Source organism: Bradyrhizobium sp. ISRA430 (genome assembly GCF_029909975.1).
Classification (GTDB): Bacteria; Pseudomonadota; Alphaproteobacteria; order Rhizobiales; family Xanthobacteraceae; genus Bradyrhizobium.
This window is the reverse complement of sequence record NZ_CP094516.1, coordinates 2,215,876-2,240,316: the sequence shown is the minus strand read 5'-3', so window position 1 is coordinate 2,240,316 and position 24,441 is coordinate 2,215,876. Positions and strand designations below refer to the sequence as shown.

At 65.1% G+C, this 24,441-nt stretch carries 24 protein-coding genes; 22 read left to right on the top strand and 2 right to left on the bottom strand.

All coding sequences use genetic code 11. The features are described 5' to 3' along the window. Nucleotides 1-30: 30 nt before the first annotated feature. Complete coding sequence (mmsA, locus tag MTX21_RS11125) at nt 31-1,608, top strand: multiple monosaccharide ABC transporter ATP-binding protein (protein WP_280964848.1); 1,578 nt, start codon at nt 31-33, stop codon at nt 1,606-1,608. Then, a complete protein-coding gene (gene mmsB / locus MTX21_RS11120) occupies nt 1,605-2,795 on the top strand; it encodes a multiple monosaccharide ABC transporter permease (RefSeq protein WP_280964847.1) in 1,191 nt (396 codons plus the stop codon). The genes mmsA and mmsB overlap by 4 nt, the downstream gene beginning before the upstream one ends. 63 nt (nt 2,796-2,858) lie before the next feature. On the opposite strand, the gene MTX21_RS11115 is transcribed toward mmsB, so the two are convergent. Beyond that, nucleotides 2,859-3,284 carry a cupin domain-containing protein gene (locus MTX21_RS11115; protein ID WP_280964846.1) on the bottom strand — a complete coding sequence of 142 codons (426 nt, stop codon included), beginning with the start codon at nt 3,282-3,284 and terminating at the stop codon, nt 2,859-2,861. A gap of 108 nt (nt 3,285-3,392) precedes the next feature. Then, on the bottom strand, nt 3,393-3,548 hold the full coding sequence (locus MTX21_RS11110) for a hypothetical protein (protein WP_280964845.1): 156 nt from the start codon (nt 3,546-3,548) through the stop codon (nt 3,393-3,395). A gap of 177 nt (nt 3,549-3,725) precedes the next feature. Between MTX21_RS11110 and MTX21_RS11105 the strand changes: the two genes are divergently transcribed. The 20 genes from MTX21_RS11105 (at nt 3,726) to MTX21_RS11010 (ending at nt 24,394) form a co-directional block, all read left to right on the top strand. After that, entirely contained in the window at nt 3,726-4,301 is a 576-nt protein-coding gene (locus MTX21_RS11105; protein WP_280964844.1) for a cytochrome c oxidase subunit 3 family protein, read from the top strand. Continuing rightward, the gene (locus tag MTX21_RS11100) at nt 4,301-4,564 is read left to right on the top strand and encodes a cytochrome C oxidase subunit IV family protein (RefSeq protein WP_280964843.1); all 264 of its coding nucleotides are present in this window, start codon (nt 4,301-4,303) and stop codon (nt 4,562-4,564) included. The genes MTX21_RS11105 and MTX21_RS11100 overlap by 1 nt, the downstream gene beginning before the upstream one ends. A gap of 115 nt (nt 4,565-4,679) precedes the next feature. Beyond that, the gene (locus tag MTX21_RS11095; protein WP_280964842.1) at nt 4,680-5,132 is read left to right on the top strand and encodes a cytochrome c; all 453 of its coding nucleotides are present in this window, start codon (nt 4,680-4,682) and stop codon (nt 5,130-5,132) included. Between the two features lie 37 nt (nt 5,133-5,169). Then, complete coding sequence (locus tag MTX21_RS11090) at nt 5,170-6,516, top strand: cbb3-type cytochrome c oxidase subunit I (protein ID WP_280964841.1); 1,347 nt, start codon at nt 5,170-5,172, stop codon at nt 6,514-6,516. 62 nt (nt 6,517-6,578) lie between these two features. After that, nucleotides 6,579-7,391: a CbbQ/NirQ/NorQ/GpvN family protein gene (locus MTX21_RS11085; protein ID WP_280964840.1), complete on the top strand. Its 813-nt coding sequence runs from the start codon at nt 6,579-6,581 to the stop codon at nt 7,389-7,391. A 10-nt stretch (nt 7,392-7,401) separates the two neighbouring features. Next, nucleotides 7,402-9,312 (top strand): VWA domain-containing protein, encoded by a 1,911-nt coding sequence (locus MTX21_RS11080; protein WP_280964839.1) that lies wholly within the window; start codon nt 7,402-7,404, stop codon nt 9,310-9,312. 75 nt (nt 9,313-9,387) lie between these two features. After that, nucleotides 9,388-10,053: an HAD family hydrolase gene (locus MTX21_RS11075; RefSeq protein WP_280964838.1), complete on the top strand. Its 666-nt coding sequence runs from the start codon at nt 9,388-9,390 to the stop codon at nt 10,051-10,053. 7 nt (nt 10,054-10,060) lie between these two features. Beyond that, complete coding sequence (locus MTX21_RS11070; protein ID WP_280964837.1) at nt 10,061-11,011, top strand: sugar-binding domain-containing protein; 951 nt, start codon at nt 10,061-10,063, stop codon at nt 11,009-11,011. A gap of 309 nt (nt 11,012-11,320) precedes the next feature. Then, nucleotides 11,321-12,634: a sugar ABC transporter substrate-binding protein gene (locus MTX21_RS11065; RefSeq protein WP_280964836.1), complete on the top strand. Its 1,314-nt coding sequence runs from the start codon at nt 11,321-11,323 to the stop codon at nt 12,632-12,634. A gap of 96 nt (nt 12,635-12,730) precedes the next feature. Then, complete coding sequence (locus MTX21_RS11060) at nt 12,731-13,603, top strand: sugar ABC transporter permease (protein WP_280964835.1); 873 nt, start codon at nt 12,731-12,733, stop codon at nt 13,601-13,603. Nucleotides 13,604-13,606: 3 nt separating this feature from the next. Beyond that, a complete protein-coding gene (locus MTX21_RS11055; RefSeq protein WP_280964834.1) occupies nt 13,607-14,437 on the top strand; it encodes a carbohydrate ABC transporter permease in 831 nt (276 codons plus the stop codon). Between the two features lie 15 nt (nt 14,438-14,452). Next, nucleotides 14,453-15,460: an ABC transporter ATP-binding protein gene (locus MTX21_RS11050; RefSeq protein ID WP_280964833.1), complete on the top strand. Its 1,008-nt coding sequence runs from the start codon at nt 14,453-14,455 to the stop codon at nt 15,458-15,460. Between the two features lie 34 nt (nt 15,461-15,494). Beyond that, nucleotides 15,495-16,268, top strand: a complete 774-nt coding sequence (locus MTX21_RS11045; RefSeq protein WP_280964832.1) for an SDR family oxidoreductase — start codon at nt 15,495-15,497, stop codon at nt 16,266-16,268. A 38-nt stretch (nt 16,269-16,306) separates the two neighbouring features. Then, entirely contained in the window at nt 16,307-17,956 is a 1,650-nt protein-coding gene (locus tag MTX21_RS11040; protein WP_280964831.1) for an FGGY-family carbohydrate kinase, read from the top strand. Nucleotides 17,957-17,961: 5 nt separating this feature from the next. After that, nucleotides 17,962-18,897, top strand: a complete 936-nt coding sequence (locus MTX21_RS11035; RefSeq protein ID WP_280964830.1) for a carbohydrate kinase — start codon at nt 17,962-17,964, stop codon at nt 18,895-18,897. Nucleotides 18,898-19,022: 125 nt separating this feature from the next. Continuing rightward, the gene (locus tag MTX21_RS11030; protein WP_280964829.1) at nt 19,023-20,444 is read left to right on the top strand and encodes an amidase family protein; all 1,422 of its coding nucleotides are present in this window, start codon (nt 19,023-19,025) and stop codon (nt 20,442-20,444) included. Between the two features lie 86 nt (nt 20,445-20,530). Beyond that, nucleotides 20,531-21,481: an ABC transporter permease gene (locus MTX21_RS11025; protein WP_280964828.1), complete on the top strand. Its 951-nt coding sequence runs from the start codon at nt 20,531-20,533 to the stop codon at nt 21,479-21,481. Further along, complete coding sequence (locus MTX21_RS11020) at nt 21,478-22,371, top strand: ABC transporter permease (protein ID WP_280964827.1); 894 nt, start codon at nt 21,478-21,480, stop codon at nt 22,369-22,371. Before MTX21_RS11025 ends, MTX21_RS11020 begins: the two co-directional genes overlap by 4 nt. Further along, on the top strand, nt 22,368-23,387 hold the full coding sequence (locus tag MTX21_RS11015) for an ABC transporter ATP-binding protein (protein ID WP_280964826.1): 1,020 nt from the start codon (nt 22,368-22,370) through the stop codon (nt 23,385-23,387). The genes MTX21_RS11020 and MTX21_RS11015 overlap by 4 nt, the downstream gene beginning before the upstream one ends. Continuing rightward, the gene (locus MTX21_RS11010) at nt 23,384-24,394 is read left to right on the top strand and encodes an oligopeptide/dipeptide ABC transporter ATP-binding protein (RefSeq protein WP_280964825.1); all 1,011 of its coding nucleotides are present in this window, start codon (nt 23,384-23,386) and stop codon (nt 24,392-24,394) included. The genes MTX21_RS11015 and MTX21_RS11010 overlap by 4 nt, the downstream gene beginning before the upstream one ends. Nucleotides 24,395-24,441 lie beyond the last annotated feature (47 nt).

Here is a 24,441-nt window from a genome sequence, read left to right as displayed (position 1 = left end):
ACCATACTTCCTTAGGATGGGACAACGACGATGACCCCGATGCTGGAGATGCGCAACGTCAGCAAGAGCTTCGCCGGTGTGCAGGCGCTGCGCGACGTCAATTTCTCGGTCGAGGCAGGGCAGATCCACGCGCTCGTCGGCGAGAACGGCGCCGGCAAGTCCACGCTGATGAAAGTGCTGAGCGGAGTCTATGCGCATGGCAGCTACGAAGGCACCATCGTCTTCGACGGCGAGGAGCGCCGCTTCCGCGACATCAACGATTCGGAGGCGCTCGGCATCATCATCATCCACCAGGAGCTGGCGCTGATCCCGCTGATGTCGATCGCGGAGAACATCTTCCTGTCGCACCCGCCATCGAAGCTCGGCGTCATCGACCGTGACGAGGTGTACCGTCGCACGCGGGAGCTTCTGGCCCAGGTCGGCCTAAGGGAGTCGCCGGACACGCTGATCACCGATCTCGGTGTCGGCAAGCAGCAGCTCGTCGAGATTGCGAAAGCACTGTCCAAGCGGGTGCGGATGCTGATCCTGGACGAGCCGACCGCGAGCCTCAACGAGGCCGACAGCGCGGCGCTGCTCGATCGCCTGATGAAATTCCGGGAGCAGGGCATCGGCTCGATCCTGATCTCGCACAAGCTGAACGAGGTCGCCCGCGTCGCCGACCACATCACGGTGCTGCGCGATGGCCGCACCGTCGACAGCATCGACTGCCGTGCCGGACCGGTCGAGGAAGACCGCATCATCCGCAGCATGGTCAACCGCGATCTCGCCCATCGCTTTCCGGAGCGCAGCGCGACGATCGGCGAGCCCGTGCTCGAGGTCTCGAATTGGTCGGTCTACCATCCGATCCATCCCGAACGGCAGGTTATCAAGAACGTCGGTTTCAGCGTCAAGCGCGGCGAGGTCGTGGGCATCGCGGGACTGATGGGCGCGGGCCGCACCGAGTTCGCCATGAGCCTGTTCGGGCGTTCCTGGGGCACCAATGTCAGCGGCGGTCTCCGGCTCGAAGGCAGGGAGATGGTGCTGCCGAGCGTGGCGGCCGCGATCGACGCGGGCCTTGCCTATGTCACCGAGGACCGCAAGCAGCTCGGGCTGATCCTCGCCGACGACGTGCGCAAGAACATCACGCTCGCAAGCCTCGATCAGGTCGCGCCCGGCCGGATGATCGACGACATCGCCGAGCTGAAGGTCGCGAGCGACTACCGCAACCGGATGCGCATACGCTGCTCCGACGTCTATCAGGAGACCGGCCAGCTCTCTGGCGGCAACCAGCAGAAGGTCGTGCTGTCGAAATGGCTGATGACCGATCCTAAGGTGCTGGTCCTGGATGAGCCGACACGCGGCATCGACGTCGGTGCCAAATACGAGATTTACTGTATCATCAACGAGCTCGCGGAGGCCGGCCGCGGTGTCGTGGTGATCTCCTCGGAAATGCCCGAGCTGCTCGGTATCTGCGATCGCATCTGCGTCATGAACGACGGTGCTTTCGTCGGCGAGTTTCCCGCAACCGAGGCGACGCAGGAGAAGATCATGCGCGCCATCATGCGCAACGACAGAGACTTTGGGAGCGGCGTGCCTGAGGCCGCGGAGATGGGAGGATCGCAGCCATGACCGACAAGACGGTTTCGCTGCCCGAGGAGCGCCGGCACGGTAGCTTCATCAAGAACAACTTACGCAACTACGGCATGCTGATATCGCTCGTTGCGATCATGTTGTTCTTCCAGGTGGTCACCGGCGGCACGCTGCTCCAGCCGCTCAACCTCACCAATCTCGTGCTGCAGAACAGCTACATCGTCATCATGGCGCTGGGCATGCTGCTGGTGATCGTGACCGGCCATATCGATCTCTCGGTCGGCTCGGTCGCGGGCTTCATCGGCGCCGTGGCTGCGGTGCTGATGGTGACGTACAAGGTCGACTACACCATCGCCTTCATCGCCTGCCTCTTGGTCGGTGCCGCCATCGGCGCGGCTCAGGGCTATTGGGTGGCCTATTTCGGCATCCCGTCCTTCATCGTCACGCTGGCCGGCATGCTCGTATTCAAAGGGCTTGCGCTCGCGGTCTTGCAGGGTCAATCGCTCGGGCCGTTCCCGCCGACCTTCCAGAAACTGTCCTCGGGCTTCATTCCGGAGCTTCTGCCCGAGGCCGGCACGCTGCATCCGACCTCGATGCTGATCGGCGCCGTGCTGGCGCTGGCGCTGGTCTATGCCAGCGCCAAGAGCCGCTCGCGCGAGCAGTCGCACGGAATCGAGGTCGAGCCTTACGCGTTCTTCCTCGGCAAGAGCGTCGTGCTTGCCTGCGCTGTGCTCTATTTCACCTATCTGATCGCGACCTATCGGGGCCTGCCGAACGTGCTGGTGATCATGAGTGCGCTGATCGCGCTCTACGGCTTCGTCACCCGCCGCACCGTGATCGGACGTCAGATCTACGCCGTCGGCGGCAATGCCAAGGCAGCAAAGCTCTCGGGTATCAAGACCGAGCGGCTCACCTTCTTCACCTTCGTCAACATGGGCGTGCTTGCTGCGCTGGCCGGCCTCGTCTTCGCGGCACGCCTCAACACCGCGACCCCGAAGGCAGGCCTCGGCTTCGAGCTCGACGTCATCGCCGCCTGCTTCATCGGCGGCGCCTCGGCCTATGGCGGAGTGGGGCGCGTCGGCGGTGCCGTGGTCGGCGCCATGATCATGGGCGTGATGAACAACGGTATGTCGATCCTCGGCATCGGCATCGATTACCAGCAGGTCATCAAGGGCCTGGTGCTGCTCGGTGCTGTCTGCATCGACGTGTACAACCAGCGCCGGTAGGCTGGCGACGAGATCGGCGGGCAAAGGCGCGAAAGCGCCGTGCCCGTCGTCTTCAGCAGTCGCTCAGGACTGCAGCACCGGAACCAATCCGTAGCGCAGCATCGTTTCCTTCAACTTGGCCGGGTCAGGCGTGCCGCTCGAGAGCAGGGCGGCCATTTCCTTGAAGTACTGCGGGCCCAGCACGCCTGGGCTGAGGATGCACAGGCAGGTCGCTGGCCGGGGCGAGCGGTTGGTGAAGCTGTGTACCGCGCCGCGCCGGATGAACGCGGTCTCGCCCGGGGCCACGTCGACATCCTCTCCGTCGATCCGCCAGGTCGAGATGCCGCTCAGTCCATAGATCGTCTCGTCCCAGCGATCGTGATAGTGAGGGATCGGCATGCGCGCGTTCGGCTGGAGCGTCATCTCGAACAGATCGAGGCTGCCGGCGGTATCTTCCTTGCTCTGCAGAAACGTGAGCTGCAGCGCGCCAAGATTGATGATCTCAGGCATGGCGATCTCATCGGATCGTGTGCGATAGCCAACACTATCGCGTTATGGCGATAAGCCAAGGGGCTCTGTCGTAGGATTGGGCACGCGGATGCTCTGCGTACCCTGCGACTACTGGGTCGTGAAGAGCACCACCGCGATGGCGACGGAGAGGCCGACCGCGGATGCGCTCGCCACGGCCGACAGCACGCCCATCCTTCTGAGCGCCACCGCGAACAGGATGATGATGGGGGCGACAGTCACCAGCCCGATTTGTGCATCGCTCATGATGGCCGTTCGCCGCTCCATGGAACTCCCTGACTGAGACCGTTCGTACGGCGGGGCGGCGGGCTCGACGTTGCGCGGGGGCAAACAACTTTCTCTCGGTCGCCTTGTTTGTCGCGCGACAAATTTGAGCCGCGAGGTGTGGGCTAAGGCTGGCCGGTGTCCTGATCCGGAGAGCAGATGTCGGCAACCGAGTGCGAACAAGAGGGGAGCGGGTGGGGCATTTTGGAAGATCTTCCCGGCGATCCCATGATCTGGGTGCTGATCTTCAGCGAACTGGCCGCGTTCGGTCTGTTCATTGGCGCCTTCGTGACCGCCCGGGTGCTTCACCCGGCAATGTTCGCAGCCGGGCAGGCGGCTCTTGATTCGCGTCTTGCCGGGCTCAACACGGTCGTCCTGGTGACAAGCGGCTGGGCGGCCGCCCACGGCACGAAATCCGCGCGCGCCGGGGAAAGGCCGAGATCGCGCCGCTGGCTCGTCGGTGCCATGGTGCTCGGCGGCCTGTTCGTGGCGATCAAGCTCGTCGAATATGGCGGTGAGATCGGCCGCGACATTAGCCTGGAAACCAGCACGTTCTTCACGCTGTACTTTCTCCTGACCGGCTTTCACCTCCTGCACGTCTGCCTCGGCATCGTCATCCTTGCCGTGGTCTGCCGCCGCGCGGAGCCGACCGGCGTCGAGACGGGAACCGCGTTTTGGCACATGGTCGACCTGGTCTGGATCGTCATGTTCCCGGTTCTCTATTTGGTGCGATGATGGCGCCCGATCGTCTCGACACGACCTGGATGGTGCTGATCGGGCTCGCGCTTGCAACCATCCTGGTGCCATCGTTCCTGCCGCGGCCGCTGCTCGCCAACGCTCTGCTGCTTGTCCTCGCCGCCGTGAAGGGCCGCCGGATCGTGCTCGACTATCTCGATCTTCGCGCAGCGCCCGCGCTGTGGCGCAGCCTTGTGGGTGGGTGGATCGTCGTCCTCACTCTGTTTGCCTGGCTTGCGTCTGCCGCCGTCGTCTTGATCTGACGGCTGGGCGGCCATCGTCGCGCTCATTGCGCCCAGACAAAGACCGGACGGTGCCGACCGGCAATAAAAGCCATCATCGCTTCTCTCGATACGACTCAACCGGAAAGGATTGGCAATGGCTGAACGCCTGACCAAGTCGGCGGCACGAAACGTCTTTTACGGCGGATCGGCCTTCTTCTTCGCCATCTTCATAGGGCTGACGGCGCACAGCCACTACTACATGGTCACGAGCTCGACCGATGCGACGACGCTGACCGCGTCGGTCGCCCGCGGCAAGCACGTCTGGGAGAGAAACTCCTGCATCAACTGCCACACTCTGCTCGGCGAGGGCGCCTATTTCGCGCCCGAAGTCGGCAATGTCTGGGACCGCTGGGGCGGCAAGGAGGATCCTGACGGTGCGCGCGAGACGCTGAAGGCCTGGATGCAGGCGCAGCCGTCCGGCGCGCCGGGCCGGCGGCAGATGCCGCAGTTCAATCTCACAGATCAGGAACTCAACGATCTCGCCGACTTCCTGCAGTGGACGAGCACGATCAAGCGCCAGGATTGGCCGCCGAACAAGGCCGGCTGAGCATCCGCGTCCCGACCTCAAGACAGAGAGCACTTCGATGAAATATCAGACCCAAAAAGTCGCGATGCTGTATTTCTACGGCGCGCTGACGCTGTTCCTCGCCCAGGTCGCGTTCGGCGTCCTCGCCGGGACCATCTACGTCCTGCCCAATACCCTATCATCCATCCTGCCGTTCAACATCGTCAGGATGATCCACGCCAATGCGCTGATCGTGTGGTCCCTGATCGGCTTCATGGGTGCCACCTACTTCTTGCTGCCGGAGGAGACCGAGACCGAGCTGTTCAGCCCGCTGCTCGCGAAGATTCAGTTCTGGATGTTCTTCGGTGCGGCCGGTGTCGCCGTGGTCGGCTATCTCTTTCACTACCACGAGGGCCGTGAATTCCTCGAGCAGCCCTTCATCATCAAGGTCGGCATCGTCGTCGTCTGCCTGATGTTTTTGTTCAACGTGACGATGACGGCGCTCAAAGGACGCAAGACCACGGTCACCAACATCCTGCTGTTCGGGCTTTGGGGCGTCGCGATCTTCTTCCTGTTCGCCTTCTACAATCCGGCCAATCTCGCTGTCGACAAGATGTACTGGTGGTACATCGTCCACCTCTGGGTCGAGGGCGTCTGGGAGCTGATCATGGCGTCCGTGCTCGCCTTCCTGATGATCAAGCTCAATGGCATCGATCGCGAGGTGGTCGAGAAGTGGCTCTATGTCATCATCGGGCTCGCGCTGTTCTCGGGCATTCTCGGCACCGGCCATCACTTCTACTGGATCGGCGCCCCCGGCTACTGGCAGTGGATCGGCTCGCTGTTCTCCACGCTCGAGGTCGCGCCCTTCTTCACCATGGTGATCTTCACCGTGCAGATGACCTGGAAAGCCGGGCGCAAGCATCCCAACCGCGCTGCTCTGCTGTGGTCGGTCGGCTGTTCGGTGATGGCGTTCTTAGGGGCCGGCGTCTGGGGCTTCCTGCACACGCTGTCCTCGGTGAACTACTACACCCACGGCACGCAGGTGACGGCCGCCCACGGCCATCTCGCCTTCTTCGGCGCCTATGTGATGCTGAATCTCGCGGTGATGGCCTATGCAGTTCCGCAGCTCAAGCGGCGTGCGCCGTACAACCAGTGGCTCAGCATGACGAGCTTCTGGATCATGTGCACGGCCATGATGACCATGACGTTCGCCTTGACCTTCGCCGGCGTGATCCAGGTCCATCTCCAGCGCGTGCTAGGTCAGAGCTACATGGACGTGCAGGATCAGCTCGCGATGTTCTACTGGGTTCGCCTCGGCTCCGGCGTATTCGTCGGCATCTCCGCGCTGATGTTCGTCTGGGCGGTGCTCGTGCCCGGCCGCGAGAAGCAGGCGGCCATCCCCGCCGCGCTACAACCTGCCGAATAGGCGCGAGGGGCGGCTGCGCAAGAAAAAGCGCGGCCGCCCGTCAGGAATTCCGGAGAGAGATCATGAAACCTGCACTTCACGCCGTGACGACGCCCGCGTCCGAGCTTCCGGCCTATGTCGCGAGCGGCCACGAATGCGCGCTGTTCGAACATGCCTGGCGTCATCGCCTGCCGGTTCTGCTCAAGGGGCCGACCGGCTGCGGCAAGACGCGCTTCGTCGCCCATATGGCGGGGCGCCTTCGCTTGCCGCTCCATACCGTCGCCTGCCACGACGATCTCACCGCGGCCGATCTCACCGGCCGCTATCTCTTGAGGGGCGGCGACACCGTTTGGACTGATGGTCCGCTGACGCGTTCGGTGAGAGAAGGCGGCATCTGCTATCTCGACGAGGTAGTGGAGGCGCGCAAGGACGTGACCGTCGTCCTGCATCCGCTCACAGACGATCGCCGCATCCTGCCGCTCGAGCGCACCGGCGAGGAGCTCGCGGCGCCTGCGAGCTTCATGCTGGTGGTCTCCTACAATCCCGGTTACCAGACGCTCCTGAAGGCGCTGAAACCATCGACGCGGCAGCGCTTCATCGCCATCGAGTTCGGCTTCCTGCCGCCGGAGCAGGAGGTCGCGGTGGTGGCGGCCGAAAGCGGTCTCACGCCGGAGCGCGTGCGGCCGCTGGTTCAGCTCGCCGGCCGGCTGCGGGCGCTGAAAGGACACGACCTGGAGGAGGGTGTCTCGACGCGGCTCGTCGTCTATTGCGCGACCCTGATCGCAGCCGGCGTCCCGACCGCCGAGGCCGTGCTGGCGGGCATGATCGAGCCCTTGACCGATGATGCCGATGTCAAGGCGGCCCTGCTCGACGTCACGCGCGCCGTGATCTCCTGAGGGCGGTGCAATGCTCGATTTCCTCGAGCTGGAAGAGACGGTCGGTCGCGCCTGGCATCGCCTGGTCGGCGGCACCGCGAGCTATCCGGTTCATGCCGAGCATGCGCTCTCGCTTAGCGAGGTGCGCCCGCGGATTGCGGTGATGTTCCGCGCGCTCGGCGGCGAGGCCGGCGTCCAGATCGCCAGCGCCGGCGCCCGCCGTGCGGGACACAGGCTCGGATGGCGGCAACGCATCGGCCTCGGCGATGAGCGCCTCGATCAGCCCGGACGTGACGCCGCGACCGTGTTCCTTCCCGACCGGATCGCGATCTTTGCCGATCGTGCGCTGAACGCGGCGTTGTATCGGTGGCTCGCCGCGTGGTTCGCATTCGCTCCCGCCGAAGCGATCGAAGAGGTCGATCCGCTGCGGCGCGATCTCCTGATGTTGCGGCGTGCGAGCGAAATCGCGGTCCTCGTGCTGGCGGAATGTCCCGGCCTGACCGAAGATTACGCGCAGCTGACCGCGGCAACAGCCATGGCCCGGCCGCGCCGGCCATTGCCGCGCATCGAGCAGGAGATGGAGCAGATCGTGCTCGCCCTGCTTGGCGCCGAAGCGCGGCCGGCGGGCAAGCTATGGCCGGCCATGATGGGCACGGGGCCGCTCCCGGACCAGGCGCCGCCAGGATATCACGCCATTCTGCCTTGCCCGCTCTGGGGCGATTGCTGGACGCGCGACCTCGCGCCGGCGGGAACGCATGACGACGAGGCCACCGGGACTGCGGCGTCCACGCCACCGGACGATCGCAAGCGCTTCGCCATCCGCGAGCGCGAGGACGGTGCCCGCCGTGATCCCTTCGTGCTGAACCGCTTCGAAAAAATCCTCGCGATGGCCGAGATGGTCCATGTCGATCGTCCCGCCGACGACAGCGAAGACGAGGACGCGCAGAAGGCGGCCGACGATCTCGACGAGATCACACTCGGGCGGCGGAGCGGCAAGCCCGCAACCCGGCTTAAATTCGATCTCGACCTGCCGCCGGAGGCCATTGATGCTTTGCGGCTCGACGCCAGCCTCACCTATCCGGAATGGGATTATCGCAGCGGAGCGTACCTGCCGGATCATTGCCGCGTGCTCGCCGCCGATGCGGCCGAGAGCGGCGAGTGCTGGGTGCCGGATGAGAGCATGCGCCATCAGATCCGCCAGGTGCGACGCAGGTTCGAGGTCTTGCGACCGCGTCACGAATTGATGCGGGCGCAGGCGGACGGATACGACCTCGATCTCGACGCGCTGGTGCGTGCACGCTGCGATCTGCGTGCCGGCAGCGGCGGGCTCGATCGCGTCCATGTGGCCATGCGGCCGCAGGGCCACGATCTCGCCGTCACCCTGCTGGTCGACGTCTCGCTATCGACCGATGCGTGGATCGATGGTCACCGCGTGCTGGACGTCGAGAAGGAGGCGCTTCTGGTGCTCGCCCATGGGCTTTCGGCTTGTGGCGATCACCACAGCATCCTGACCTTTACATCACGCAGGCGGTCCTGGGTGCGGTTAGAGACCATCAAGGCCTTCGGCGAACCCATGAGCGGGACAGTGGAGCGCCGGATCGGCGCGCTCAGGCCGGGCTATTACACGAGGATCGGTGCGGCTGTGCGCCACGTGACGGCCGAGCTTGCCCGCCAGCCACAGCGCAAGAAGCTGCTGCTCGTTCTGACCGATGGCAAACCGAACGATGTCGATCACTACGAGGGACGTTTTGCGATCGAAGACACCCGCAAATCCGTGCGGGAGGCGCGGCGGCTCGGCATCGCCGTGTTCGGCGTCACGGTCGATGCGACCGCGCAGTGTTACTTTCCGACGCTGTTCGGGCGCGGCGGTTACGCGATCGTCGGCAATATCCGGCGCTTGCCCGCCGCGCTGCCGGCGATCTACCGCCAGTTGGCGCATTAAGGCGCTGGAAAGCCCGCGACGACGTGTTCCAGGTGAGCTATTGCCCATCGATTGGGTATATGATCGAATGGCCGGATGGAAAATGGCCGCCCGAAGCCTGATCTGATCATCTTCGACTGCGACGGCGTGCTCGTCGACAGCGAGCTGCTGAGCTGCCGCTGTCTGTCCGAGGTGTTGGCGGAATTCGGGATCGCGCTCAGCGCAGAACGAGCACTCGAACTGTTCCTCGGACGCAGCACGAAGGCGATCGAACAGCACTATCGCGAAGTCGGGCAGGTCGTGCCGGAGGGATTTCTGCCGCGGCTGAAGTCGCACGTCCTGAAGACATTTGCCGCCTCGCTCGCACCGGTTCCCGGGGTGAGCGCCGTGGTGTCCGAACTGGGCGCGCCGTTCTGCGTGGCTTCGTCCAGCGACCTCGACCGTGTCTCGCTCTCGCTTGATGTCACCGGCCTCAGACCGCATTTCGGCGACCGGCTCTACACGGCACAGATGGTGAAGCACGGCAAGCCGGCGCCGGATCTCTTCCTCCATGCGGCGGCGAGGATGGACGCCGATCCGGCGCGCACGCTGGTGATCGAGGACAGCGTCAGCGGCGTGCAGGCGGCGAAGGCCGCCGGCATGACCGTCTGGGGATTTGTCGGCGGCAGCCATTATCGCGGCCGCGACGGCCGCGCTATATTGGGCAGCGCCGGGGCTGATCGGGTCTTCTCGCGCATGATCGATTTCTGGAAGGACGCTTGACGCTGCCATGGCCGCCGAGAATGAAAAATCCAGGCTCGACGATGCCGCGCGCGCCGGCTGGCTCTATTTCATTGCCGGCCATACGCAGGACGAGATCGCAAAAATGCTCCAGGTCTCGCGTGCGTCGGCGCAGCGTCTGGTCTCGCTATGCCTTGCCGAGCGGCTGATTACGTTCCGGCTCGAACATCCCATTGCCGCTTGCATGGAATTGGCGGCGCGCCTGAAGGAGCGGTTTGATCTCGCCCATTGCGAGGTGGTGCCGGCGGATCCTGCGGCGCCGCAGGCAACCGCGGGAATTGCCGAACGCTGCGCCAATCTGCTCGACTCAACGCTGCGCTCCGAGACGCCCGTGATCGTCGCGCTGGGTACGGGGCGGGCGGTGCGCGCCGCCGTCGAGCGCGTCACGCCGATCGATCGGCCCAATCACCAGATCGTCTCCCTGGTCGGCAACATCTCCGCCGATGGGTCGGCGAGCTTCTACGATACCGTCGGCCGCCTCGCCGACCGCACCGGCGCACGGCACTATCCGATGCCGCTGCCGTTCCTGATGTCGTCGGAGGACGAGCGAAACAAGATGGTCCGCATCGAGCCGATCGCGAGGGTGAAGGCGGTGGCGGCCAAGGCCGATCTTCGCCTCGTCGGCATCGGTCAGATGGATCAGAAGGCGCAGGTCCACATCGACGGCTTCGTCACCCGCGACGAATTGTTCGAGATGATGCGTCTCGGCGCGATCGGCGAGATCACCGGCTGGGCCTATGATTCCAAGGGCCGTCTGCTCAAGGCCGGGACCAACAAGCGCCTTACCAGCATTCCCCCCGACGTGCCGGCCAAAACCACGACGATCGGCGCCGCAGTCGGTGCGGCAAAAGTTCCAGCAATCGCGGCTGCGCTCAACGGCCGCCTGATCAACGGGCTGATCACCGACGAAGTCACCGCCCGGGCGATCCTCGAGCGGTAGGCGGCTCGCTTTCTCAACATCTTCCAAGTTTGGTAGGCGGTCTTGCCATCCGTAATGCTGTCATCATCCGCGAAAGCGGATGATCCAGTACGCCGCGGCCCCGCTTGGGGCAAACCAACTGACCGCACGGAGTACTGGATGCCCCGCCTTCGCGGGGCATGACGGGCGATGGTGCGGCGTCTCCCTCCCGCACCGCAGCACTCAGAAGTCGCTGGATGACCCGTGCGCCTGCTTGACAACGCTTCGCCTTGGGTTGAACATACGCTCAACGCGTGGGCATATGCTCAAAACGCGAGTAGGGAGGTCATCATGAAAAACGTCCTGGGCGCCGTTTGTGGCGCGTCTTGCCTGTTGCTGGCCGTCCCGGCGATGGCCGAAACCACCCTGACGATCGCCACCGTCAACAACGGCGACATGATCCGCATGCAGGGACTGACCAGTGAGTTCACCGCGAAAAATCCCGACGTCACCGTCAAATGGGTGACTCTGGAAGAGAACGTGCTGCGCCAGCGCGTCACCACCGACATCGCCACCAAGGGTGGCCAGTTCGACGTGCTGACCATCGGCACCTATGAGGTGCCGATCTGGGCCAAGAAGGGCTGGCTGGTGCCGCTCGCCAATCTCGGCGCCGATTACGACGTCGCCGATCTTCTGCCGAAGATCCGGGACGCGGTCTCCGTCGACGGCAAGCTCTACGCCGCGCCGTTCTACGGCGAGAGTTCCATGGTGATGTACCGTACCGACCTGTTCCAGAAGGCTGGCCTCACCATGCCGGAGAAGCCGACCTGGGATTTCGTGATCGACGCGGCCAAGAAGCTCACCGACAAGAGCGCCGGCGTCTACGGCATCTGCCTGCGCGGCAAGGCCGGCTGGGGCGAGAACATGGCTTTCCTCTCCGCCATGGCCAATTCCTATGGCGCGCGCTGGTTCGACGAGAAGTGGGAGCCGCAGTTCAACACGCCGGAATGGAAGAAGACGCTGGCGACCTATGTCGACCTGATGAAGCAGGCCGGGCCTCCCGGCGCGAGTTCGAACGGCTTCAACGAGAACCTGGCGCTGTTCAATGCCGGCAAGTGCGCGATGTGGATCGATGCCACGGTCGCGGCCTCCTTCGTCACCAATCCGAAGGACTCCAAGGTCGCCGACAAGGTCGGCTTCGCACTCGCGCCGAACAGCGGGCTCGGCAAGAATGCCAACTGGCTGTGGGCCTGGAATCTCGCGATTCCTGCCGGCTCGAAGAAGACGGAAGCGGCCGAGAAATTCATCGCCTGGGCCACCAGCAAGGACTACACCAAGCTCGTGGCCTCGAAGGAAGGCTGGGCCAACGTGCCGCCGGGCACGCGGACCTCGCTCTACCAGAACCCTGACTACCTGAAGGTCGCGCCGTTCGCCAAGCTGACGCTGGCCTCCATCGACGCCGCCGATCCGAACAAGCCGACCGTGAAGCCCGTGCCCTATGTCGGCGTGCAGTACGCCGCCATCCCCGAATTCCAGGGCATCGGCACGCAGGTGGGTCAGCAATTCTCCGCGGCCCTTGCCGGATCGACCACTGTCGATGCGGCGCTCTCCGCCGCGCAATCCTCGACCGAGCGCGAGATGAAGCGCGCCGGCTACATCAAGTGAGGCGAAACCCGAGCTCTCCCTCCTGAGCTCAAACTGGCGGCCATCCGCCCCAACCGACGGATGGTCGCCTTCTTCCCGGCAAAGGAGAAGCCAGAGATGGCAACCCGGCAGACGCAGTTTCTTGCGCGTTCGCTCCTGACGCCTGCGGTCGGGCTCTTGTTCATCTGGATGATCGTCCCGCTCGCGCTGACGATCTATTTCTCGACGCTGCATTACAGCCTGCTCGATCCCGGCTCGGAAGCGTTCGTCGGGCTGGAAAATTTCCGCTACTTCCTCACTGATCCCGCCTTCCTCGCTTCGCTCCAGAACACGCTGGTGCTGGTCGGCTCGGTACTTGCGCTGACCATCCTGCTCGGTATTCCCCTGGCGCTGCTGCTCGATCAGCCCGTGATTGGCCGCAACATCGTGCGGCTGATGGTGATCGCGCCGTTCTTCGTGATGCCGACGGTGAGCGCACTGGTCTGGAAGAACCTGTTGATGCATCCGGTATCCGGGCTGTTCGCCTGGCTCGCGTCGCTGTTCGGACTGACGCCGATCGACTGGTTCAACGACGTGCCGCTGTTCTCGGTGATCCTGATCGTCGCCTGGCAATGGCTGCCGTTCGCGACGCTGATCTTGCTCACTGCGCTGCAATCGCTCGACGAGGAGCAGAAGGAGGCCGCCGAGATGGACGGCGCCAGCGCGGTCTCGACCTTCATCTACATCACGCTGCCGCACCTCGCGCGTCCGATCACGGTGGTGATCCTGATCGAGACCATCTTCCTGCTCACGGTGTTCGCCGAGATCTTCGTCACCACCGGCGGCGGGCCGGGCCTTCAGACCACCAACATCGCTTTCCTGATCTATTCGCAGGCGCTGATCCAGTTCGACGTCGGCAGTGCGTCCGCGGGCGGCCTCGTCGCGGTGGTGATCGCCAACATCGTCGCCTTCTTCCTCGTCCGCATCGTCGGCCGGAACCTGGAGGCCTGAGCCATGGCACGGATGGCGACGAGTCGGCGGGTGGCGGTATCCACGGTGGCAGCTTGGCTGTGCGGCTTCCTGATCTTCTTTCCGATCCTGTGGATGGTGCTGGCGAGCTTCAAGACCGAGCTCGAGGCCTTTGCTGTTCCGCCGTCCTTCCTGTTCTTTCACTGGACCACGGAAAACTATGCGACCGTACAGGAGCGCAGCGACTATCTGCACCATGCGCTGAACTCGATCATCATCGCCGGCGGTTCGACGCTGATCGCGCTGCTGATCGCAATTCCGGCGGCCTGGTCGATGGCGTTCTCGCCGACCAAGCGCACCAAGGACATCCTGCTCTGGATGCTCTCGACCAAGATGATGCCGCCGGTCGGCGTGCTGGTGCCGATCTACCTGATCTACAAGAGCTTCGGCCTGCTCGATTCCCGCATCGGCCTCGTCTTCATCCTCTGCCTCGGCAATCTGCCGATCGTGATCTGGATGCTCTTCACCTATTTCAAGGAAATCCCGCGCGACATCCTGGAAGCCGCGCGCATGGACGGCGCCACCGTCGGCCGCGAGCTCGTCTATGTGCTGACGCCGATGGCGATCCCGGGCCTTGCCTCGACATTGCTGCTCAATCTGATCCTCGCCTGGAACGAGGCGTTTTGGACGCTCAATTTGTCGACCTCGAGCGCTGCGCCGCTTACCGTGTTCATCGCCTCGTATTCGAGCCCGGAAGGGCTGTTCTGGGCAAAACTGTCGGCGGCGTCGACGCTGGCGATCGCACCCATTCTCGTCCTCGGTTGGTTCAGCCAGAAGCAGCTCGTGCGCGGGCTCACCTTTGGCGCTGTGAAGTAGAAGGGCTGCCGGATCATGGGTCAGATCACTCTTCAAGATGTACAAAAGGCGTTCGGGCCGGTCCATATCATCAAGGGCGCCAATCTTGATATCGCGGATGGCTCCTTCGTGGTGTTCGTCGGGCCGTCGGGCTGCGGCAAGACCACGCTGTTGCGGTTGATCGCAGGGCTCGAGGACGTAACCGATGGACGAATTCTGATAGACGGTAAGAACGTCGTCGCCGTTCCGCCCGCAAAGCGCGGGCTGTCCATGGTGTTCCAGTCGTACGCGCTCTATCCGCATATGAGCGTGCGCGGCAATATCGGCTTCGGGTTGAAGATGGCGGGCCTCGCCAAGGACGAGATCAACCGCAAGGTCGAGGCGGCCGCCGCGACGCTGAACCTTACGCCCTATCTCGACCGCAAGCCGCGCGAGCTGTCCGGCGGCCAGCGTCAGCGCGTCGCGATCGGCCGCGCCATCGTGCGCGAGCCCAAGGCGTTCCTGTTCGACGAGCCGCTGTCGAACCTGGATGCGGCGCTGCGTGTGCAGATGCGGATCGAGGTCACGCGGCTCCAGAAGCAGCTCGGCACCACCGCGATCTACGTCACCCATGACCAGGTCGAGGCCATGACCATGGCCGACAAGATCGTGGTGCTCAACGGCGGCAAGATCGAGCAATATGGTTCGCCCCTCGAGCTCTATGAGAAGCCTGCGAACCTGTTCGTCGCCGGCTTCATCGGCTCGCCGAAGATGAATTTCGTGACCGGCGAATCCGCTCAACAACGCGGGGCCGCCACCATCGGCGTGCGGCCGGAGCATCTGAAGATCGAGCGTGATGGCGCCGGCGGCTGGCCCGGCACCATCTCGGTCGCCGAGCACCTCGGCAGCGACACCTTCCTCTATGTCGACGCCGGTCCGCTCGGCATGCTGACCGCGCGCTACATCGGCGAGCTGAGCCTGAGCACAGGGGATCGCGTGTCACTCGTGCCGGATCCTGCACGCATTCACCGCTTCGACGACGGCGGCAACGCGATCCGGTCCTGATCAACTGGGGCAGACAAGAAACGGGAAAACCAACATGTACCTGGAAAAATTCAAGCTGAACGGCAAGACGGCGTTCATCACCGGCGGCGGGCAGGGTATCGGGCTCGCCTGCGCCGAGGCGCTCGCGGAAGCCGGCGCCAGGGTCATCATTGGCGATCGGGACAGCAAGGTCGCCGACAGCGCCCGAGCCGGCCTGAAGTCAAAGGGTTACGACACCGAAACCGTGATCATGGACGTGACCGACACCAAACGCGTGGCGGAGGTTGCGGGCGATCTCGTGGCGCGCCACGGCAAGGTCGACATCCTCGTCAACAATGCCGGCATTGCACGCAGCGAGACCCCGGCCGAGACTGTGACGGATGAGCACTGGCTGAACGTCATCGACGTCAATCTCAATGGCACCTTCTGGTGCTGCCGAGAGTTCGGCAAGCACATGCTGAAGGCGAACAGCGGCGCCATCGTCAATGTCGGCTCGATGTCCGGCTTCATCGTCAATAAGCCGCAGGAGCAGTGCTTCTACAATGCCTCCAAGGCCGCGGTGCATCATCTGACCAAGTCGCTGGCTGCCGAATGGGGTGCGCGCGGCATTCGCGTCAATGCGGTCGCGCCGACATATATCGAGACGCCGCTCAATGCCTTCGTAAAGAGCAATCCGAAGATGTATGACGCCTGGATCGGCGGAACCCCGATGGCGCGGATGGGGCAGGTGGAGGAGATCGCCTCCGTCGTGCTGTTCCTCTCTTCCGAGGCCGCGAGCCTGATGACCGGCAGCATCGTGCTGGTGGATGGCGGCTACACTTGCTGGTAGGCTTGCGTCAAAACTGACGAGAGCGACCGGGAGCGACAATGCCGCAAGCGTATATCGGCGTCGACGTGGGAACCACGAGCACGCGGGCAGGGGTTTTTGATGCGGCCGGTAACCTCCTTGCGACCGCCCGGCACCCGATCCGGATATGGCACGAGGCCGGCGACATCGTCGAGCAGTCCTCGTCCGATATATGGGATGCGTGCGCGAAATCCGTGCGGGCGGCGATTGCGGAGGCCGGCATTGCGCCCGACAGCGTCGGCGGCATCGGCTTCGACGCCACCTGTTCGCTGGTGGTCCTCGATTCCGAAGGCCAGTCGCTCACCGTCAGCGCCTCCGGTGAGCCGCAACGCAACGTCATCGTCTGGATGGACCATCGCGCCACGACCGAGGCGCGGCTGATCAACGAAACCGAGGACGCGGTGCTGCGCTATGTCGGCGGCTCGATCTCGCCCGAGATGGAGATGCCGAAGCTGTTGTGGCTGAAGCGGCACCTGCGCGCGAGTTTCGATGCAGCCGGCCACTTCTTCGATCTGGCGGACTATTTGACCTGGCGAGCGACCGGCTCGCTGCAACGCTCGACCTGCACGGTCACCTGCAAGTGGAACTATCTCGCGCATGATGGCGGATGGAGCGCGCCGTTCTTCCAGCGCATCGGCCTCACGGACTTCGTCGCGGAGAAATACGCCCGCATCGGCACCGAGATTGTCGCGCCTGGCACAAGGCTCGGCGCCGGCCTCACCTGCGTGGCTGCCGCCGACCTCGGCCTGTCACCGGGCACGCCGGTCGGCGCATCGCTGATCGACGCGCATGCCGGCGGCATCGGCGCGATCGGCGGCCGCGACGGGTCGGGCGGAACGACGGATGTCTGCGATCGCCTGGCCTACATCATGGGAACGTCGGCCTGCATCATGGCAACGACGAAGGACCCATGTTTCGTGCCGGGCGTATGGGGCCCTTATTATTCCGGCATGGTGCCGGACTTCTGGCTCAACGAGGGCGGGCAGTCGGCCGCGGGCGCTGCGATCGACCATCTTCTCAAGTCGCATCCGGGCTATGCCGAGGCAAGCGCGGCGGCCCGCAAGGGCGGCCTCGATGTCATCGACTTTCTCGAGCGCCGCATCATCGCGCGCGCCGGCGATGCCAGCCGCGCCGCGCTGTTCGCCCGCGACGTCCATGTCCTCCCCGAGTTCATCGGTAACCGCTCGCCTTACGCCGACCCCGATACGCGCGCGGTGATCGCGGGCCTCGATCTGGATACCGATATCGGGTCGATGGAACGACTGTTCGTCGCCGGCCTGTGCGGGCTTGCCTATGGGCTCGCTGAAGTGATCGAGGCCTTTGCCGCACATGGCGTTCACTCCAGCATCATGATCATGGGTGGCGGCGCGAGCCGGAGCCCCTTGGTGCGGCAGATCATGGCCGATACGACGGGCCTGACGGTGGCGCTGCCGCAGACAAAGGAGCCGGTGCTGCTGGGCGCCGCGATGCTCGGGGCGGTGGCCGGCGGCGCCTACGCCTCGATCGGCGAGACCATGGCAAAGATGTCGGCGTTGGGGCGCCTGAGCGAGCCGACCACGCCTGATATGGCCGCGTTTCACAGCCGCAAGCGGGACGTCTACAGGCTGCTGCGCGAGGTCGACCGCAGCAGCCGCGTGGCGATGCGCGGCGTTGCCCTGTCCGGAGGTTGAATCGGATGCTGATTGCCTGCGGCGATGCGCTGATCGATTTCGTGCCCACGCGCAATGCCGAGGGCCGCGAGGCGGCGATGCCGGCCGTTGGCGGCTCCTGTCTCAATGTCGCGATCGGCATGGCGCGGCTGGGTGCGCCGACCGGCTTCGTGGGCGGCATTTCGACCGATCTGTTCGGACAGATGATCGCCGATCACGCGACGGCCTCGAATGTCGAGCTCGGCCTTGCGACTCGCGGCGATCACCAGACAACGCTCGCCTTTGTCCGCATCGTCGCGGGCGAGTCGCATTATGCCTTCTATGACGCCGAAACCGCAACGCGGAACTGGACCTACCGGCGCGGCACCATTCCGTTCGAGACGGTCGAGGCCGTCCATGTCGGCTCGACCACGCTGGTCAACGACAAGGGCGCGGCCGAGACCAAGGCCCTGATCGCGGATGCACGGGCGACGTCGACGATCTCGTTCGATCCGAACTGCCGGCCCAACCTGGTCAAGGACAAGCCAGCCTACCTCGCGCGCATGGTGGAGTTCGCGGATAGCGCCGACCTGATCAAGATGTCCGACGTCGACTTCGCTTATCTCTTCGGCGACGAGCCTTGTCCGCAGCGGGCGAACGCGCTGCTGGGGCAGGGCGCGAGCCTCGTCGTCATCACCCGCGGCAACAGCGGCGCCGTGGCGTGGCATGGGCGGGCAGGGCAGATCGCAGTCGCCGCGCCAAAAGTTGAAGTGGCCGACACCATCGGCGCCGGCGACAGCTTTCAGGCAGCGCTGTTGTTTGCCTTGCACAGGCAGGGACGGCTCGCCCGGCAAAAGCTAAGGGATATCGGCGCCGACGAGCTCCGCCGCGCGCTCGCCTTTGCCGCCAATTGCGCCGGTCTCACCTGTACCCGTCCGGGCGCCGATCCGCCGTGGAGCCGCGAGATCTCCCCGACTTGGTAAGCGGCGAGTTTGGCCATCGCAATGTCCGGGATGTTCCGGCGGACTGCGGCCATGCGCCAGCCGAAATGGACAGGATTGGCGTGCGCTGGCAAGGTCCGCGCGTTCTGATGCGAGCTGGTCCTTCAATGAGTAATGATCTCTGTTTCCTGTCCGCCACCGAGCTGCGCGCCCGTATCGGCGGCAAGGAGCTTTCGCCGGTCGAGATCACCCGCGCGGTGCTCGCGCGCGCCGAGGCGCTTCAGCCAGAGCTGAACTGCTTCATCACGCTGTGCGGCGATGAGGCGATGGCACAGGCGCGCGAGGCGGAGCGCAAGGTGATGGCAGGCGAGCCGCTCGGCCTGCTGCATGGCCTTCCCGTTACCGTCAAGGACATCGTCAACACCAGGGGCGTGAAGACCACCTTCGGCGCCGTTCCCTACAAGGACAATGTTCCGAAGGAGGATGCTGTCGCCGTCGCACGACTGCGCGCTCAGGGCGCGATCCTGATCGGCAAGACTACGACGCCGGAATTCGGCAGCAAGTGCCTGACGGACTCGCCGCTGTTCGGCCGCACCCGCAATGCGTGGGATGCGGGCCGTTCCTCCGGCGGCTCCAGCGGCGGCGCCGCGGTGGCCGTCGCCAGCGGCATCGCGCCGCTCGCGATCGCGACCGATGGCGGCGGCTCGACGCGGATCCCCGCCGCCTGCAACGGCGTGGTCGGAATCAAGCAGAGCAACGGCGTCATTCCGCACAGCCAGGTGCAGGATGCCTTCGGCAACCAGACCTATGTCACGCCGACCACGCGCACCGTCGCCGACACTGCGCTGATGATGCAGGCGATGGCCGGCGAGGATGCCTCCGATCCCTGGTCGATCGGCGTTCCCGTCTCCGATTTCATCGGCACGGCAGCGCCGCGCGGCGATCTGCGCGGGCAAAGGATCCTGTTCTGCCTGTCGCCGCCTGGACGTCCCGTGTCCGCCGACGTCGCGGCCAGCTTCAAGGCGAGCCTCGACCGGCTGGCAGGCTTAGGTGCCGAGCTCGAGGAGTTTTCCGGCGAGGGGTTCGACATCGAGCCGATCTGGCGCGCCATCAACCACACGGTCTGGCGCACGCGGTTTTCGAAGCTCGTCGCCGAGCATGGCGACGTCCTGAGCGATACTTTCGTGAAGCAGGTCGCTCTTGCGACCAATGTCAGCGGCGTCGACTATCAGGAGGCGATGTTCGCGCGCACCGCGCTGTTCCGCCGGGTGCAATCCCTGCTTGCGCGTGGGCATCTGCTGGCGATGCCGACCGTCACCCGCACCGCGCTGCCGATCGACCAGGACCTGTTCGGCACCATCGAGATCGACGGTCAGCAGTTCGACAGCGTCCGACCGCATTGGTTCCCGTGGACCATGCTGTTCAACATGACCGGGCACCCCGCGGTGAGCCTGCCCTGCGGCTTCGGCCACGACGGCCTCCCGATCGGACTGCAGCTCGTCGGCCGCTTCCGGGCCGATGCCGAATTGTTGCGTGTGAGCGCGCTGTTCGAGGCCTCGCACGACCTTCTGTCCCGTTGGCCGGAGTGAGGCGTTGATGGCGTGCAGCAGGGGGCTTGCGTCGGGCGCCCGGACATGTTGATCGTGCCGCCCGTGAGCCCTGAATCCGAGCGCGCATGAGCGTATTTGTCCTCCGACGTCTCTTGACCCTGCTGGCGACGCTGGTCGGCGCATCCCTGATCATTTTCCTGGTGCTGGATGCCTTGCCCGGCAACGCCGCGCAGATGCTGATGGGCGCCGATGCGTCGCCGGACGCGGTGCGCGCGCTCACCGTCAAGCTCGGGCTCGACCAGCCGCTGACCATTCGCTACCTGCAATGGATCGAGGGGCTGCTCTCGGGCGATCTCGGCAACAGCTATGTCTACGGCACGCCGGTAGCTAGCCTGATCGCGGAGCGGCTGGTGCTGACCATTCCGCTCGCAATCATGTCCATGCTGATCACGGTGGCGCTCGCGCTTTCCGCCGGTATCTACACCGCCGCCAACCACAACAAGCTCGGCGACGTCGGCGTGATGTCGCTGACGCAAGTGGGCCTGGCGCTGCCGAACTTCTGGTTCGCCATCCTCCTCATCCTGTTGTTCTCGGTGCGGCTGCAATGGCTGTCGGCCGGCGGCTTTGCCGGCTGGGACGACGGCATCTGGCCCGGCGTCAAATCGCTGCTGCTGCCGGCGATCTCGCTCGCGGTGGTGCAGGCCGCGATCCTCGCGCGCGTGACGCGCTCGGCGGTGTTGGAAGTGTTGCGCGAGGATTTTGTCCGCACGGCGCGTGCGAAGGGGCTCGGCAAGCGCGAGGTGTTGTGGAGCCACGTGCTGCGCAACGCCATGATCCCGGTGATGACGGTGATGGGCCTGCAGTTCGCCAATCTGCTCGCCGGCACCATCGTGATCGAGAACGTGTTCTATCTGCCGGGGCTCGGCCGCCTGATCTTCCAGTCGATCGCCAATCGCGACCTGATCGTGGTGCGCAACTGTGTGATGCTGCTCGCGGCGATGGTCGTGATCGTCAACTTCGTGGTCGATGTGCTCTATGCCTTCATCGATCCCCGCATCAAGGTCCACGACCTGTGAGCGCGCCGCTGAGTTCGTCGCTTGACGCGCCGGTCGCCGCGCGTCCTCTCCCGGCCCGCACGTTCTGGCGCCGCGCGCTGCGGCATCGCAGCTTCGTGGTCGGCGGCGTGCTCAGCCTGCTCGTTCTCGCCTCTGCACTATTGTCGCTGGTGTGGACGCCGTGGTCGCCCTACGAGATCGACATCGCCGCAAAGCTCAAGCCGCCGTCCGCGGCGCACTGGCTAGGCACCGATTCCTTCGGCCGCGACATCGTTTCGCTGCTGCTGGCCGGTGCCCGCTCGACCATCCTGGTCGGCATCATCGCGGTCAGCATCGGTCTCACCTTCGGCGTCTGCCTCGGCCTGATCGCCGCGGCGCGCCGGGGCTGGACCGAAGAGATCATCATGCGCTTTTCGGACTTCACCTTCGCCTTTCCGGCCGTGTTGTCCGCCATCATGCTCGCTGCGGTCGTGGGGCCCGGCATGGTGACGTCGATCGTCGCCATCGGCATCTTCCAGATCCCGACGCTGACCCGTCTGACGCGCGGTTCGGCCAACGCGATCTGGGCCCGCGAGTTCGTCCTGGCGGCGCGCGCCGCGGGGAAGGGCAGTTTCCGCATCACCATCGAGCACGTGCTGCCGAACATCCTGTCGATCCTGATCGTGCAGGCGACGATCCAGTTCGCGCTCGCGATTCTCGCCGAAGCCGCCTTGTCCTATCTCGGCCTCGGCACGCAACCGCCGCAGCCGTCCTGGGGGCGCATGCTGAACGACGCGCAAACCCTGCTGTTCCAGTCGCCGATGCTCGCGGTCTATCCCGGGGCGGCGATCGCGATCGCGGTGCTCGGTCTCAATCTGCTCGGCGACGGATTGCGCGATCTGCTCGATCCCAGGCTGGCGCGGGAGCGATGATGATGAGCACTCCCGCAATCGCGCCGCTGATCGAGGTCGACAATCTCGGCGTCCGCCTCAACACCAGCCGCGGCCCGGCGCAGGCCGTGCGCGGCGTCAGCTTTTCCTTGAAGCGCGGCGAGACGCTGGGACTGGTCGGCGAATCCGGTTGCGGCAAGTCGGTTACGGCGCTGTCCCTGATGGGACTGTTGCCGGACAGCGCCGTCGTCGGCGGCAGCATCCGGCTCGAGGGCCGCGAGCTGGTCGGGCTCTCGGACCGCGACTACTGCCGCCTGCGCGGCAACCGCATCAGCATGATCTTCCAGGAGCCGATGACCGCGCTCAACCCGATGCACACGATCGGGCACCAGGTGGCCGAGCCGCTCCGCCGTCACAAGAACTATTCGGCGGCGCAGGCACGAAGGGAAGCGATCGCCTTGCTCGACCGCGTCGGCCTTCCCGATGCGGCGAAGCGCATAGACGCCTATCCGCACCAGTTCTCCGGCGGCCAGCGCCAGCGCATCACAATCGCCATGGCGCTTGCCTGCGAGCCGGACCTGTTGATCGCGGACGAGCCGACCACCGCGCTGGACGTCACCATCCAGGGGCAGATCCTCGATCTCATTGCCGATCTCGTCGAAGAGCGCGGCATGTCGATGATCCTGATCTCGCACGACCTCGGCGTCATCGCCGAGAACGTGCAGCGCATGATGGTGATGTATGGCGGCACCGTGGTCGAGAGCGGCCCCACCGACGAGGTGTTCAGGCGCATGGGGCATCCCTATACGCAGGGCCTGTTTCGCGCTCGCCCACGCCTTGGTGCGCGCAAAGGGACGCGGCTGAAAACCATCTCGGGCACCGTGCCGGAGCTCGCCGACCTGCCGGCGGGCTGCACCTTCTCCGATCGCTGCCCGCTCGTCGAGGACAGGTGCCGCGCGGCGCTGCCGCCGATGGTCGAGGTCGGACCCGGCCATGACGTGCGCTGCCTGCGCACGGATGTCTCGATGGCCGATCGCGTCGGAGCAGTGTCCGCATGACCGCCGCCTCGCATACGCTCCTTGACGTCAAAGACCTGGTGCAGCGTTACACCCTGCCGCGCGAAAGCCTGTTCCGGCCGCCGTCGCAAGTGCTCGCGCTGAACGGCGTCAGCGTGCAGGTCGCGGCGGGCAGGAGCCTCGGCGTCGTCGGCGAATCCGGCTCGGGCAAGTCGACCTTCGCGCGACTGGTGATGGCGCTGGAGCGACCGACGTCGGGGCAGGTCGCGCTGCTCGGCCGCGACCTCAACCGCATCCCGGCCGATGAATTGCGCCGGGCCCGGCGCGATTTCCAGATGGTGTTTCAGGATCCTTATGGATCGCTCGACCCGCGCCAGACCATCGCGCGCATCGTCGCGGAGCCCTTGACCGTGCTGGAGGAGACCGATCGCAGCACGCTGCGCGCGCGGGTTTCGGCTGTGCTGAGGCAGGTCGGCCTGCGCGATGCCGACATGGACAAATATCCGCACGAATTCTCCGGCGGCCAGCGCCAGCGCATCGCGATTGCGCGCGCCCTGATCACCCAGCCGAAGCTGATCGTCGCCGACGAGCCGGTCTCCGCGCTCGACGTCTCCGTGCAGGCGCAGGTGCTCAACCTGATGCAGGATCTGCAGGAGCAGTTCGGCCTGAGCTACATCCTGATCAGCCATGACCTCGCGGTCGTCGATTATCTCTGCGACGAGGTCGCCGTGATGTATCTCGGCCGGATCGTGGAGCAGGGGCGTCCCGAAGACCTGTTCAAGCGCTGCGCCCATCCCTATACGCGGGCCCTGCTGGACGCCGTACCGCGCGCCCGCGCCGGCGGTGGCCGGCGGCGGCGTGGCGCCCAGGCGATCGCTTCGCAATCGGCGGCCGCGACCGGATGCCCCTATGTCTCGCGCTGTCCGCTCGCCGATCAGCATTGCCGTGACGTTCCGCCTCCGCTACGCAGGATCGGCGAGGCGCATCTCGCCGCCTGCCATAAGGCCGAGGCCGTGGCGGCGTTGCCGCAAGCTGCCATGGAAGGTTAGTGTTTCGGGGCAGGATCGGCGTAGATTGAAAGAAGGCCGGGGAGTAA